Origin of the sequence: Acinetobacter sp. WCHAc010034, assembly GCF_001696615.3 — a bacterium.
Lineage (GTDB): Bacteria > Pseudomonadota > Gammaproteobacteria > Pseudomonadales > Moraxellaceae > Acinetobacter.
The window spans coordinates 665,889-680,367 of record NZ_CP032279.1 but is presented as its reverse complement, the minus strand read 5'-3'; the positions used below and the strand labels follow the sequence as shown (position 1 = coordinate 680,367).

Genomic DNA, 14,479 nt, shown 5'->3' with positions numbered 1-14,479 from the left:
AGGCACAAAAAATAGCGGGCGCATCAGCGTCTTTTTTTGTGCCTGCATTTTTGAGATTTCATCATGAATGATTTTTTTATCGCAAGCGGCCGCAGTGCTGCAGTGGAACTTGGTGATTTGCAGATCCAAGTCCAGCAATTCAAAATGCACAACCTGGACGAATGGTTTCCGCCGGCACTGGCCGTCAAGGCATTTCTAGAAAAGAAAGATTATTCAGATGAGATTTTTACACAGCTTTTTTCAGAGCATGGCGCGCAGACGCTTCAATTGTGTGCGCTGGCGACCGGCATTAAAATTGATGTGCTGATAGAGCGCGCTCGCAAGGATGAGCTGGGATTCAAGGTGCTTCTGCGGACGCTGCTTGATGTGAATGAGGCTTATTTCAAAGAGCCAAAACCGCGCCAAAAGGTAAAGTCCGGTGAAGAGCAGTCCAGCTGGTTTAATGCTTTCCAGTTTTTGGTCAGCTCTGGGCATCGTCATGATGAGGTGATGCAGATGACATACGGTGCGTTCATTGCATACTTAAAAGCGGCGCAAAAAATCTATCTGGATGATCATAAGCTGAGTGCAAATGTCATTCGCGCAGCACAGCATGCAGATGAGAGGGGATTTAAGAAGTTTCAGGCGGAGCTGAGTAAAGATTGATGCATATACCGTTTTTCATCTAATATGTGCCTGAATAATTATATTTTTGAGGGCTGGTGTGAATCTAAAGTATATCTCGATTGGGGTTTTGATTTTGATAGGGGTCTTGTTTTACTTTATTAATCAGACCAACAAAGCGTCAGCTGAAAGATTAAAACAAGCTGAAACTACTCATCAACAGAAACTGGAGCAGGAAAAAAGAGCTATAGCCCAGGTCAAACAAGAGCAATTTAAAAAAGTCGAGATAGATGTAAAGGTAAAAGAGTTGCAAGACAGGTATTTAATGGATTATTTGGATGCAAAAGGAATAATTGAGTCTCAAAAAATGGAGCTCAATGATAGAAAATTTTATGCTGATCTTGCGAGCCGATGGAGTGATGCATTCAAGGTTGCAGCATCCACACCTAGAGCTGCACTCTCACAGCCTGTTAAAGACATGCAATTAATTAAACGAGATATTGAATCAAAGCAAACAAAAACTTTTTGCGAATCCAAGATGAAGGATGAGTTGGTTAAATCCTATGATTATGCAATAGATGGATTTATACAGTTCATGCAAAAAAATGAAGCTATATCGGATGTATTTCTTGATATTAGTAATAAGTCTCAGAAGAATGCAAATATGCTGATTGATTACTGCTAAAACATTCCGTGGCATTTAAGTCATACAGAGCGAATGGCGTTAGATTACAAGCGCAAATAAGATTAAGACCTCTTCCGGGAGGTTTTTCATAGAGTTACACGTATAAGGGAGAAGTAAAAGACCACCGTTTGCGGTGGTTTTTTATGCCCAAAGAAAAACCCCGATAGCGCTAACTGTCGGGGTTTTGTTTTTCCAATTCACAGTGCGAGCAAAGAGGAAATGTATCTATGCCTGAAAGTATAGCAGTGATTATTAAATTTGTAGAGGCGATCATGGAAAAATATGGTTTCTGGAAAGTAACAGGAGTTTTCTTGTTATCAATATTATTATGGCGGCTCTCAAATATCATTAATGCCTCCGCCAAACTTATTGAAGTGCTGAAATAAAACCGACCCAAAACAAGGTCGGTTTTTTATTGTCTGTGCGCCTAAAGGCGCTTTTTTATTGCCCGGAGAAAAGCGAATGGCTGGTGATCTGAAGTTCAAATTGGTGCTGAATGGGGACACCAGCAATCTCACACAAAGCCTGCAGCGTAGCTCTGATGCTGCAAAAGAAATGTTTGATAGAATCAAGCAGGAGTCAGATCGTCTTCGGCAGTCAATGCAAATTGGCCGTGAAGTTGGTGATTTGGTTCAGCAGTTTCACAATGCTACAGCTGAGCTGAATAGGGTTTCCGATGCATCACAGCTCAGCGCGGATAATCTTCGTCAAATGGGGGAGTATGGACAGCAAGCTGTTAGCCGTTTGCAAGCAGATCTGCAGACCGCGCGCCTTGAATTAAATAGGTTGTCTGCAACGAATGCGACTCCACAGGATATCGATCGCGCGCGGCAGCGTGTTCAGGAATTGGAGGCGGGTGTTCGTCAAACAACAATAGCGGTAGAGGCTTATCAGGACGCTGCGCGCGAGGCGATGGACACACCTCCAATTCCGAGTCAGTTTCAGCGCGAAGTTGGTGATCTTGTCAATCGACTGGATCAAGTTCGCCAAGGCCTTGATGAGAATGGCAGAAGTGCGGCCTATTCTGGTGAGCAGCTTCAAAGAATGAGCCGCGAAGCCACTGCTCAACTACAGATTTACGAAAATTCATTAGAGCAGGCTAGATTAGAGTTAAACCGCCTTTCTGCAACAAACGCCACTCCAGAAGATATTGAAAGAGCTAGACAGCGCGTGCAAGAGCTTGAACGAGGCGTGCAGCAGGTTGAGTCGGCGCTTGAGGGCTATCAAAGACAGGCCAATATCTCAAATGATGCGGCTGCCAGCGGCGCTGACCGCGCATCGAGAGCAGTTGATGGTGTGGGTAATGCGTGGAATAAGGTTGCTGGCATTGCGGCAGCTTTTGGCATTGGCCTTGGCGCGGCCGAGCTAGCTCAGGTCGCTGACACATTTCAAGGAATTGCGGCACAACTTCGTTTGGTTTCGGATGGTAGTGAAGAATTTAGCACGGCGCTCGAAGGTGTTCGCCAAGTTGCAACCAACACAACCACGAGCTTAGAAGCCACTGCAAACCTGTATGCTCGAATCAGCCAAGCTGGAAAGGACTTGGGTGTTACACAGCAGCAGGCTTTGCTTGTAACAGAAACAATCAATAAGTCAATTCAGATCAGTGGAGGAAGTGCGGCAAGCGCTGATGCAGCAATTACTCAGCTGATTCAAGCGCTTCAGTCTGGTGTTCTTCGCGGTGAAGAATTTAACTCAATGATGGAGCAGGCTCCGCGCCTAACGACAGCTCTTGCTGACAGTCTTAATGTCACAAAAGGCGAGCTTCGCGCAATGGCGATGGATGGGAAGCTCACATCTGAGATTGTAATCAATGCATTAAAAGAACAATCTGCTGTTATTGCTGAAGAATACACAAACATTCCAACAACGATTAGCGGCGCATTTACTAACTTAAAATCAAATTTCACAATGCTTGTTGGTGAGGTTGATTCTGCTAATGCTGCAAGCAAAGGCATTGTTGACACTCTGCTTTACTTGTCTGAAAACCTAGATGTTTTAGTAACATTATTTAATGATGCAACACAGGCATTCGCATATTTCAGCGACAAGTTGGCATCAACAGACGCATCAACAATTGATGCGGTAAGAAACGCGGTAATCTCCGCTTATGATGCGGTAAAAGTGTTGATTTCAGCTCTTGCTGATGCTGACGGTGCGATTGCAGACGTTTTCTTAACTGGCCTTGATGTTTTGTTTAGTTGGTCAAATGCGGTTAGCGGAGATGCAACTGAAAGTGTCAATGGTTTAGCGGTTGTTATCAATATCGTTTCAGTTGCTATTGGAGCGATGGCTGACGGTGTTTCCACAATCAGCATTGGGTTTAAGGGCCTTGTTGGCCTGATGTACGATCTTTCCGCTGCTGCAACATATTATGCAAAGGCATTCACCTGGGGCGATCTTCGCGCCAAGCTTGATGCTGACCACGCGGTTCTAACACAGCAGCGCGACAAGTATTATGCTGAGGCTGAAAAAGACCTTCTTAACTTTGAGTCAAAGACACAAAAAGCTTTAGACGAAAGCACACTGAATGATGAGCAAGCAAACCAGAAGAAAATAGCCAGCAACAAAGAGAAGTTGGCGAAGATTCTTGAGGATGAGGCTGCTGCATCCAGCAGCATCAATGAAAGCTCAAAAAGAAGGACTGAACTTGATGCTCAGCTTGCAAAAGCAAGAGCTGAAAATAACTCAGTTGCAATACGCCAAGCTATTGATGGCATCAAGGCGCTTGATGATGCCGAAAGCGAGGCTTCTCAGTTGCGCATTAAGCGCGACAAGGAAAAGTTGGAGGCTGGTGAGGCTCTTGCCAAAGCTTCTATGGCATCAAACAATGGCGTCCTAACAGCTTTGGCAAAAGAGGAGTTGTTGCGTCAAGGCATTGTTGCGACAATAAATAGTCAAGGTCAGCTTGAGGTTTCTGTATATCAGGACATTCAAAAACTGAATGCTGAGCGCTTGGTTAAAATTCAAGAGCTATCAAATCAAGAGCAGAAGTCCAGCTCTGATCGCGCAACATCATCAAAACTGGTTAACAGCGAAATCATCAACAATGATTCTTTTTTAGCATCAGAAAGAATCAGGCTGATAAAAGAAGTTGAGATTGCAAGGAGTGGTAGCGATCTTACTGCATTCGCAAATGCAAAGGCTGCTCTTGATAATCTTGGAAAAGAGGACGCTGCTGCCGGTCAGTCGCGAATAAGCAATCATCAGCAAGTGAGCGATACAGTTAGTGCGGTGGATACTGCTGACCTAGAGAAGCGCAAGCAGATTTCTGATGAACTGGTTCGCTTGCACGCGGAAGCAAATAAAGCAAAACAAGCCGGAGATTTTGAGCTTTATTCAAAGTTGATGCTACAAATTGATGAGATTGGGGTTGCCCAAGCGAGTCAAAATTCACAGCGCGTTTCTGGAAGTGCTGGAGCTGTTAATGCAATTGCCTTGAACGAGCAGGCGCTGCTTGAGAAAAATAAGGAAATTAACCAGCAAAAAATCAAGCTTGCTCAGCAAATAATTGACTCAACAAAGGGGATTATTACTGCTGAGCAGCAGGCTCAATTCGAGGCCCAGGGTCTTGCGATTGAGTATGATAAAGCTGGGAAGGCCATTGTAAAGACGGCTGCTGGAATTGAAGAAAAGGTAAGGGGTGCAGCAAAAGCCCTTGACTTGGATTTTGATGTTCTTGCCAACAGAATTTCTGAGAATTTCTCTGCTGCCGGGAAGAGTGTCGATACCTTTTCAGGCGGCCTAGATGAGCTTGGGATTACCGGCGCAAAAGCTGCAGATATGACATATCAAGCTTGGGTGAAGTGGCTGGAAACAGCTAAATCTCAGGCTGAAATCGATCTAGCTACAGCAAGGCTGCAGGAGTTCGGTAAAACTGGTCAGCTGTCAGCAAAGCAGGTTGAGCTTGGCATGCAGGCTGTTCGTCAAGTTATTCAGAAACTTCCTGCTGATTTAGATCCAGTAGAGCAGGCATTTGAGCGGCTTGGAATCAAAACCAAAGAGCAACTGGCTCTTGCTGCGCAAAGCGCGCTTGCTGATTTCAACACCATTCAGTCAAGCGGAAAAGCCACGGCTGAAGGGTTGCGTGCAGCTTATGAACGCACAATGCAAGCGGCCGCCGCTTCCGGTGATGCAGCTATTATCGCATCAACTCAAGCCAAAGCTGCATCACTTGGCTTGCAGGTTCAGATCGATGAAACCGGTAAAGCATCAGTTCAAAGCATGGATGAATGGACCGAGGCTAATCACCGCGTCAGGGACTCTGCTGGTGGAATTATTGACGGTTATCGTGCGGCTGGCGCCGTGGCGCGCGAGGAAGCCCAGAGCGCCAGTGAGGCATGGCAAGCTGCAGTCGACAAGTCAAATCAGGAATTCAGAAATGAGTTGAAAAAACAGCAATCAATGCTTAGTTCGCTTTCTGATTATGAGTCATACAGCAGGGGTGATGTTATTAAGCAAATCGAGAGCATGGGATATGACTCTGCTGAGGCAAAAAGACTGGCAGGCTCTATTTGGTCACAAGGTCTTGCTGCTGACAGGGATGCAAAATATTCAGGAATGGGCGGCTTTGGTCCAATGGATCTAATAATAGATCAGGAGTTTGACCGGGCGGCAGCCAAGGGCTTAACAACGCAGAATGGCACAAACAAGATTAATGATCTCTTGCGCCAGCTGGCCGGCGGTAGCATGGTTGCCAGAACCAGCGCACCCACTGTTTCAACGCCAAGCGCACCGCGCACTGTGCAGAATAATATCTCTATCAATGGAAAGACAATCAGCATACCGGTCACAGAAGATCGTCAAGGGGATTTTGATGATTTTCTTAGTGAGCTTGAGAAGCTGAAAAAAGCAATGTGAGTTTTTATGAAACTGATACGCAAATCAACAAATGAAGCCGTCCCGATTGAGGACGGTTTTTTATGGGCTGATGAATTTAGCTGGAAGCCGATTGAGCAGAAACTGGAGCGCGCTATTAATGGCGCCGCAATCATTCAGGAGGGCCGAAAGCAATCCGGGCGGCCAATCACCTTAGAGCCTGCTGATGCGGGTATGGGCTGGATTAAGCTGCGGGATTTGCGCCAAGTTCAGGCTTGGTCTGTGCTACAGGAGCAATTCGCGCTTGAATTTGAATGGCCACACGACACTCGGAGATTTAACGTGATTTTTAATCACGAGGCAGGCGCCTTGGAGGCGAAGCCAGTGAAGGGCATTCCCGCCGTATCACTGGATGACTATCTGAATGTGACTTTAAGATTTCTGGAGCTGGAAGATGGGAATTGAAACAAAGGACTTGGTGATCTACAAGTCGGAGCGCTTAACTGATAATGATGATGGCGGAGGAAAGTATTCGGGGCAAGTCATTGTTGATGGTCAGAGCAACAATCTGTTTGATGATATTTCAGAGCTAAACCGTGCCACTGGTGATGTGTCGATGCGCAAAATATTCCCGGCGGTAACCACCGCGGATACAGATAAATTGATGGGCGCAACAGTGTTCATCTCTGAGCTGCCGAAAGATCCGAATGTGTCAGCTCTGCTGTTCAGCACTAAAAGTTGGACCGATGAGCGCAAGGCAGCACAAAACCGCATTGAGAACTATCTCGCAAAAGGCGGACAGTCCGCCGGAAACCCTCTTGATACACACTATCAAGGAATGAAGGTCCTACAGGCAGCCATGTTCCCCCAGGAGGTAGAGTCCTCGGTTGGTGACTCAATCGTGCTTGTCTCAAATGAAGGAAGGGCATTGCAGTATGAACAGTATGTGCGCATCACAAAAGTTGAAACCCGTACTGCAATCATGGTTATTGATGGTAAGCCTGTAGAATACAAGATTGCAACTTATACGCTGAGCGATGCGCTTGAGCGTGATTTTGTCGGTCTTTCTGCAAGGCAGTGGTACAACGGCGATAAATCAACAACGATAATCCGTGACACAATTGTTGCTGATACCGGCACGTACTACTCATCAGTAAAGCTTGATTCAGATGCCGCGCTTGGTGATTACACAGTTAATGCCGGCGGCATTTTCGCACAGCTTGTGCCATCTGCTCAGACTGAATCTCCAATTATTGACGTGAATGCTGCAGGTGAAAGTGTAGTGCTTATACCTGGAAATAATGGTGAAATCACGGCAGGGTTTCAAACCGTTATTGGTGTCGGTCAGAACCTGTACATCGGGTCATCAGTGATGCCGCTGAGCCTGTCATTTAGTCTTTTTGGCGCACAGATTTCAGACCTTGGGGGGCTTCTTAAAAATTCACAAGGAACGCAAATCGGGACAGTTGATTATCAGCGCGGACTAATCCAGTGGACTGATTCTGCTGGGAGTGGATCTGTATTGCTGAATATCACCTTTAAGCCTGCGGCGTCACCAACTCAGTCCCAGCAAAGCTATGCGATACCTGTCACACAAAACAATCAAAGCTCTAATTGGACTGGCGTTCTTGTGCCAATTCCAGCACCAGGAAGCTTATCTGTTTCATATATGGCGCAAGGTAAGTTTTATGAACTTAAAGATGATGGGTCTGGTCAACTAAAGGGCTCAAGCTCATCGTTTGGTGCGGGATTTGTGAACTATGAAACTGGATCATGGATGGTTACGGCAGGCGCATTACCTGACGTTGGAACGCCGATAATGCTGCTGTGGGGAACGCCAATTGTGACATTTATCCGGTCAAGCTTAAATGTTGACAAGGCGGCCTTTGAATTTAATCTTGACAGCACAGGAATCTCTCCAGGCTTGACGGTATCGTGGATGCTGAATGGTGAAGCAAAGAGCGCTGTAAGCAATGCTCAAGGTAAGTTCACCGGTGATGCAGCTGGAAGCATTAATTATGCAACTGGTTCTGGCTGCTTGATTCCAAATGATCTTCCGCAAAAAGGCACACAGTTTGCAGTTTTGTATAATTTTGGCGACCAGCTAGAGCAGAACAAAACAGCAGTGGTTCCAGATTCAAACAATAAACTGATGTTCAGTATTGGAACTGGGTCATCAATTCAACCAAATAGTGTTGAGCTGACTGTTCCAGTCAGGAATCTTGAGAACATGGCCGGTGGAACTGTTGTGCTTACCGATATGCCTATTGGCGGCGGAATTGGCAACTTGGTGACAAATACCGGTGAGGTTCAAGGAACTATTGTTTACGACACTGGAGCGGTCGAAATTACCCCAGTTTCTGTGAAAAAGACATTTCACCGTGAATACACTCCGGTTGAAGTTTACATTCCAGCATAGTGAGGATTTATGGCATTTTATTCACCGCAGACGTCAAAAATTATCGGAACCGATATTGTCATGAAGGCGGTCACTCCGACCGATATTCAAGTTAAGTACCGCGATACATCTGGGCTTAACTCGCAGTCAAAGACATTCACTGCGGATAAGCTGAAAACTGATCTATCATCTGGATTTGATGAGCAGATATTGTCTGGATCTGTTCGCTTTGCAGTCGGGGGTGATACTTTTATTGATCGTTCCGGCACGCTGTACCGAAATGTTGATCCGGCAAACAACAGTGGAATCGCATCAGGTTTGATTCAGTACGGAACTGGAAAGGTTGAAATTGACAGCTGGACACCTGGTGCGCCCAATTCAATACTTCTTAAGTCTCTGGCGACAACAACGGATATGCTTCCAGTCAATAAGATCAGCTTCAGAACTCCAGCCATTCCGATTCGGCCACAGTCCCTAACAATCGTTGTTGCATCACTCGACTTCGGCCAGATGACGCTGACAGCAGATGAAAATGGGAAAATTGAAACAAGCCGGGCGCATGGTGAAATAAATTATGAAACTGGAATGGTGAGCGTCTACTTTCATGAAAAAACGGAAATTACAGCACAGAACCGCCCAGACATAGAGGCCAATGGTTGGTATTCTCAGATTCTTGAGTATGCCGAGTCGGGTAAAACATATATCAATGTACCTGTCTGGGTAATTCCATCATCTGCACGATATAACGCCGTGGCATACACCTATATTCCGCTTGATTCTGAAGTGATCGGCCTGTCAGCAACACGGTTGCCGCTGGATGGCCGGGTGCCGGTTTTCCGTGTCGGCGGTATTGGCATTGTTAGCGCAAGCAAAGAATTTGCAATGCCTGATCATGTTGCAGGGAAGGCGTATCAGCTGCCAGATCAGCGTATTTCATGGTGTGAACTTGAAGATACAAACGGCATGAAAGTACCATTTGATATGTATGTTGTGGACTATGATTACGGCAAGTTCACACTGAATGGAGACTTTGCATTGAACGCGCTGACTCCTCCATTGAAAGCGAAATACCGCTATCAAGATATGGGTCTGATCCGTGATGTGCAGATCAATGGTCAGCTGACATTTACCAAGCCTCTAACGCATAACTATGAAGCTGGAAATACCATTGTTGGCTCAGCCTTGGTTATTGATGAAATGCAGGCGCGCTACACAAATCTATTCGTGCAGCAGTCATGGAATTCGGTCTGGTCAGATGAGCCATCAGGCGGTGCAATTTCAGCAAATTACAATGATGCGCTATATCCAATCGAAGTGACAAATGAAGGTGCGATTCAAGAGCGTTGGGCGATCGTATTCACGGATGCAACAAATTTCCGCTGCATTGGTGAGTACTCCGGTCAGATTGACACAGGAAGTAAGGATTTTGACTTCGCGCCGATCAATCCAGTCACTGGTGCCCCATACTTCAAAATCAAGAAAGAAGGATGGGGTAGCGGATGGGTGAGCGGAAATGTTATGCGCAAGAATACAGTCGCTGCAAATTTTCCAGTGTGGGCAATTCGTACAGTTAAACAGTCAGAGCCGGCTGTTATTTCTGATCAGTTCCAGATTATGCTGCGCGGTGATATTGACCGCGCGGTAAAAAATTAATTCAGATACGGCCGCTTAGAGCGGTCTTTTTTACGAGCAACGAAAATGACAATGAAACAAACACAGACAAAAATGTTTGATTTTTCAGATGCCGGGCTGGATTTTTGCGCAGGATCAAAAAATCTATTTCCAGACCGCTTTAAGAAGATGCTTGCAATTGGATACAACACTAAAACTGTTTCAGGTGTGGGTGTAACAGGAAACCAAGTGGTGCTGACATATGGTGTGAGTCATGGATATGCAGCTGGCCGTGTATTGAAGCTTAATGCTAATAACTTAAATGGCGAGTACGTTATTGATAGCGTAACAAGTAATACTGTAACACTGACGATTGATAATGCGCCTGCAATGGTTTCAGGTGGATTCACTACTTTTGTAGCCCCACTTGGGTGGGAAATCGCATATGAGCAAAATAATATCCAAGTTTACAAATTCAAGCATATCGATGGCACGGACAGGTATGCTCGGATGTGCTTTCAAAGCAATGCATCACATCGAAATGCTATTGCGGTTTGCATTGGAAAAACATTTGATCAGCAAACAGGTTTCATTAATGACCCAAATGCATTACAGAGCACAGCCTCAGTTATGTCCCCAAGCGCATCATACCTCCCCAGATGGGATGGCTGTACATTAGGAAGTGATCACAACAATTTCACACACAGCGAAGGCTATTCGATATATGGGAATGCAATACTTATTGGCAGTGAATACCACTTGGTTTTGCCAATCTGCTGGGGATCTCAATTTCCAATTGAAATCTATGGAATATTGCCGATAGCAACCCATGATTACACTGTCCTTGAATACCCTGTTTTAATCTCAAAGGCGCAGCAAAGCGATACATCATCATCTGGCGAGGAATATTACGGTAATTTTTATTCGACTGTTGGTAGCGGTGTTGCCTATGTCGGCAGGGTTGGTGTGGTTTTTCAAGCCGGATATACAACATCACCATATGGTCTTTCATCTGGAGAGCAGTCAGCACTTAGCTCAATACTCTCTGCTGAAATTGACACATTTAGCACAACAACTGCGGAAAATATAGCAATTTATGAACGGTCAAGCGGGCAGCATTTAGGGTATTGTTACGGAGCGTATAAGTGCAAATATTCTGCAGGTTTTGTAGCGCCAGTTATTTCAAAAACAAACCTTCCAATGATGACGCAAGATATTGACCTTGAAAGCAATATTGCTATATGTCACTCCGGGTCACTTAATGACAAGTCGCGTGCTTTCTATATGGCTGTACCAATTGAGGAGGTCAAAATTGATTAGGATTCTCAGGGTTTTTTGGGGTGGGTATACTCCAAATTTCGAAAAACTTGCATCAATGAAATACAGGAAAATCAATATTCACAGACAGGTGATTACTGTATCAAGCCAAAATCATGGCTTTGGAAGAATACTTGGAACGGTTAAAAAGCTTGGAAATGCATATTCCCCAGTCCCGGTATGTGTGTTTAAGAGGGATACCAGAGAATTGATATGGGAAACAAAATCAAACTCAGATGGGTCATACAATTTCCGAAACATCAAAAAGGGCCTTGAGTGCTTTATTGTGGCATTTGATCCAGCTGGTGAATATAACGCGGTAATTTCAGATAAGGTGATAGCAAAATGAGTGTAAATACTTCACTTGAAGCGGGCCTTGCCGGGATTCATGCGCATACCATATTTTTGGACAGCGGAAGTCAAAATGCCACAATTGCCTTTTTTTCAGGTGCAAAACCAGCTGCAGTTTCTGATCCTGCTGATGACAGTCAGAAGTTGGTCACCCTGACATTCCCAAAGCCATGCTTTAAGGCAACCGGAATTGACTACATTGAGCTTCACCAGACAGATGCTGCGCTGGTTACAAAAGCAGGAACAGCAACATGGGCCAGAGTATTTAGCGGCGATGCTAAAGGATATATTGACATCTCCATCGGAGATGGAATTTCACTTGCAAACCCCGATTTGGCGCTAGGCAGCACATTGATGGTTAATAGCTTCAAATTGAGGCCGGCAATATAAAGTGGTGAGCATGTGTCAAATTACATTCCGCCAGACGCGCACCACGTAGACTTAAATTTTCAAGATGTTTTGACCGGATCAACCGATTTAGAATTTGGATCGGTTGATCAGAATATTGCGCAAATTGATGTGACTTTAAATACATCAACTGCTGCTGATATTTATGCAGAATCTCATGAGAATAATCAGGTTGATGTTGCGGTAAGTGCAGCTGTTATTCCAGATATTCAAACAATTTCAGGTCAAACTGTACAGATAGATCTAATTTTAAATACTGCAGTAAACCCCAATCTGATTGCTGTTCCAGTCAACCAATTTTGCTCAATCGATATCGTAATTAATAATTCACTATCCTCCGAATCTCAAGCAATTGGCAACATAAACCATATTCTTGGCGTAAGCCTTGATGCTTCACTTGGGTTTGATTATTCGGATACTGCGCTTGGCATTAATGATCTTCCGTGGTCAATTCCGGATTTTATTTCGCGCAGCAATGTGATTAATTTTGATAAATCTATGTCTTTCGGAATATCCAAATCCATGGATTTTTCTGCCGGCAGAAGCTTAGCTATTGCGGTTTCTTTGCTGCATGACGTAGCAGCTGGATTGTCAAAATGCGCTTATTCCGCATGGAATGATAATCTAGGGATTAGAGTAAATAGGTCAATACTTTTTGATGAGGCGCAAAAACTAAGGATTAACAAGCATAGTGACTGGGCTGATTTAATCAGAAAGCGAAAGCAGTTCACTTTCTCTCATGATGTTGCAGAGTTTTTTGAAAAGAAAATTTCATTTGACTGGGACAGAGGGCTTGAGCTTGTAACGACCGATAGTATCCATTGGGATGCTGCACTTCCAATTCACTACAGGAAGCATAGCATTGATCCGTGGCCAGAACCTGAAATACCGCAGTATTCCGGCAGCACTGACCTAAACTTTGTCTGTTCATGCCATGACATTGATTCGCATGACGTTGTTTTAAATTTTGGCGCAGATGATTGCATTCCGTCAATTCCAAATAAAGAGTGGTGGCACATATTGAATAGCTTATCTGTAACGCGCCTTGACAACGGCGAAGAAATTCAAGTGATGGACGGTAGCTACAGCACAGACCGCAGCAGCTGGTGCTGGTCATACAGTTTAACAGTGCCGGCTTCGGAAATTGAAAAGCTGAATTCCATTGCTGGACAGCCAGTGATTTTAAAAATTCTGGTTAATGGCAACGAGCATCAGATGCTGCTTGAGAGCCGTACATGCTCGCGCAAGTTTGCGCAGGATACATTTAATCTATCCGGCCGCAGTCAGACAGCGCTGCTGGATGCGCCATATTCACCAACACGTTCATTCCTGCAGGAGAATGAGCGTACAGCGCGCCAACTGTGCCAGGCTGAACTTGATAGGGTAAACAGCCAGGTGCAACTTAACTGGCAGCTGATTGATGAATTAAGCTGGATATTGCCAATTAACAGCTTGAGCTATTCAAACCTAACACCAATTGCTGTGATTAAAATGATTGCTGAAAGTGCCGGCGGCTTTGTCTATAGCGAGAAGAACAGCAGCACACTCACAATCAAGCCGAAGTACAAAAAGACCTTCTGGGATTCAATCGCAGTTTCTGACTATGACCGCCTGATCCCATTAAGCATCACAACTAGCCAATCTATTGATGATGTGCTTTACCCCGACTATAACGGCATAACATTGACAAATGACCGCAACGGGTTGACTGGACAAGTGCGCCGCTCTGGCACCAGTGCGGATACACTGCAGGAAGCTGTTAATAATCCACTTTTCACATTTGAAAGCATGGGTGGATACGGAAAATCAGTATTAGCCAAAGCGGGTATGGTTGAAACCCATGCATTATTGATGCCGGTAGAAAGTGAAGTGGGCGAATGTGCGCCAGGGGAATTGGTGGCTTTTGATGCGGAATGGTGGGGTATTAGCGATTCGGTTGCTGTTTCACTCACTCATGCCATCGTTAATCAAACAATCAAGGTGGAGCGCGTGAATCATGAGTAATGCACTTCAACGATTAATGGGTTTGCTCCCGAAAGATGCTGAATTTATAGGGGTTATTCAGCATGCAGATCACCCAAATTATAAGGTTTTGGTGGTTGACGGCACAGGGCTGGTGATGTGTACCAGCGCCACAAAATACACACTCGGTGCGCGGGTATTTGTTGCAGGAAATGAAATTAAAAGGAGTGCGCCGGATGGGCCGGTGCTGCAAATAGAAGTCTGAGCTTACGAATAAATCCACAGCACCTCCGGGTGCTTTTTATTGCCAAAAATTAGGGGGCAAA

At 45.0% G+C, this 14,479-nt stretch carries 12 protein-coding genes; all 12 read left to right on the top strand.

Translation table 11 applies throughout. The features are described from left to right. The first annotated feature begins 63 nt into the window (after positions 1 to 63). The 12 genes from BEN74_RS04660 (at position 64) to BEN74_RS04610 (ending at position 14,418) form a co-directional block, all read left to right on the top strand. Positions 64 to 645, top strand: coding sequence for a hypothetical protein (locus BEN74_RS04660; RefSeq protein ID WP_068913266.1), 582 nt, complete (start codon positions 64 to 66; stop codon positions 643 to 645). Between the two features lie 58 nt (positions 646 to 703). Further along, the gene (locus BEN74_RS04655) at positions 704 to 1,288 is read left to right on the top strand and encodes a hypothetical protein (protein WP_068913309.1); all 585 of its coding nucleotides are present in this window, start codon (positions 704 to 706) and stop codon (positions 1,286 to 1,288) included. 227 nt (positions 1,289 to 1,515) lie between these two features. After that, on the top strand, positions 1,516 to 1,674 hold the full coding sequence (locus tag BEN74_RS19290) for a hypothetical protein (RefSeq protein ID WP_162898136.1): 159 nt from the start codon (positions 1,516 to 1,518) through the stop codon (positions 1,672 to 1,674). Between the two features lie 76 nt (positions 1,675 to 1,750). After that, a complete protein-coding gene (locus tag BEN74_RS04650) occupies positions 1,751 to 6,148 on the top strand; it encodes a tape measure protein (RefSeq protein ID WP_068913264.1) in 4,398 nt (1,465 codons plus the stop codon). Positions 6,149 to 6,154: 6 nt separating this feature from the next. Beyond that, entirely contained in the window at positions 6,155 to 6,571 is a 417-nt protein-coding gene (locus tag BEN74_RS04645; protein WP_068913262.1) for a hypothetical protein, read from the top strand. Further along, a complete protein-coding gene (locus tag BEN74_RS04640; RefSeq protein WP_068913260.1) occupies positions 6,561 to 8,525 on the top strand; it encodes a hypothetical protein in 1,965 nt (654 codons plus the stop codon). The genes BEN74_RS04645 and BEN74_RS04640 overlap by 11 nt, the downstream gene beginning before the upstream one ends. A gap of 9 nt (positions 8,526 to 8,534) precedes the next feature. Then, on the top strand, positions 8,535 to 10,157 hold the full coding sequence (locus tag BEN74_RS04635) for a hypothetical protein (protein WP_068913257.1): 1,623 nt from the start codon (positions 8,535 to 8,537) through the stop codon (positions 10,155 to 10,157). Between the two features lie 45 nt (positions 10,158 to 10,202). After that, positions 10,203 to 11,435 carry a hypothetical protein gene (locus tag BEN74_RS04630; protein WP_068913255.1) on the top strand — a complete coding sequence of 411 codons (1,233 nt, stop codon included), beginning with the start codon at positions 10,203 to 10,205 and terminating at the stop codon, positions 11,433 to 11,435. Then, a complete protein-coding gene (locus BEN74_RS04625) occupies positions 11,428 to 11,781 on the top strand; it encodes a carboxypeptidase regulatory-like domain-containing protein (RefSeq protein ID WP_228200392.1) in 354 nt (117 codons plus the stop codon). Before BEN74_RS04630 ends, BEN74_RS04625 begins: the two co-directional genes overlap by 8 nt. Then, entirely contained in the window at positions 11,778 to 12,173 is a 396-nt protein-coding gene (locus BEN74_RS04620; protein ID WP_068913250.1) for a hypothetical protein, read from the top strand. Before BEN74_RS04625 ends, BEN74_RS04620 begins: the two co-directional genes overlap by 4 nt. Positions 12,174 to 12,185: 12 nt before the next feature. After that, on the top strand, positions 12,186 to 14,195 hold the full coding sequence (locus BEN74_RS04615; protein WP_068913248.1) for a hypothetical protein: 2,010 nt from the start codon (positions 12,186 to 12,188) through the stop codon (positions 14,193 to 14,195). Next, positions 14,188 to 14,418, top strand: a complete 231-nt coding sequence (locus BEN74_RS04610; protein WP_068913246.1) for a hypothetical protein — start codon at positions 14,188 to 14,190, stop codon at positions 14,416 to 14,418. The genes BEN74_RS04615 and BEN74_RS04610 overlap by 8 nt, the downstream gene beginning before the upstream one ends. The last annotated feature ends 61 nt before the right edge of the window (positions 14,419 to 14,479 follow it).

Coding starts and splice junctions, on each gene's coding strand:
- BEN74_RS04645 (WP_068913262.1), top strand. CDS start 6,155: ATGAAACTGATACGCAAATCAACAAATGAAGCCGTCCCGATTGAGGAC.
- BEN74_RS04650 (WP_068913264.1), top strand. CDS start 1,751: ATGGCTGGTGATCTGAAGTTCAAATTGGTGCTGAATGGGGACACCAGC.
- BEN74_RS04620 (WP_068913250.1), top strand. CDS start 11,778: ATGAGTGTAAATACTTCACTTGAAGCGGGCCTTGCCGGGATTCATGCG.
- BEN74_RS04640 (WP_068913260.1), top strand. CDS start 6,561: ATGGGAATTGAAACAAAGGACTTGGTGATCTACAAGTCGGAGCGCTTA.
- BEN74_RS19290 (WP_162898136.1), top strand. CDS start 1,516: ATGCCTGAAAGTATAGCAGTGATTATTAAATTTGTAGAGGCGATCATG.
- BEN74_RS04635 (WP_068913257.1), top strand. CDS start 8,535: ATGGCATTTTATTCACCGCAGACGTCAAAAATTATCGGAACCGATATT.
- BEN74_RS04660 (WP_068913266.1), top strand. CDS start 64: ATGAATGATTTTTTTATCGCAAGCGGCCGCAGTGCTGCAGTGGAACTT.
- BEN74_RS04630 (WP_068913255.1), top strand. CDS start 10,203: ATGACAATGAAACAAACACAGACAAAAATGTTTGATTTTTCAGATGCC.
- BEN74_RS04610 (WP_068913246.1), top strand. CDS start 14,188: ATGAGTAATGCACTTCAACGATTAATGGGTTTGCTCCCGAAAGATGCT.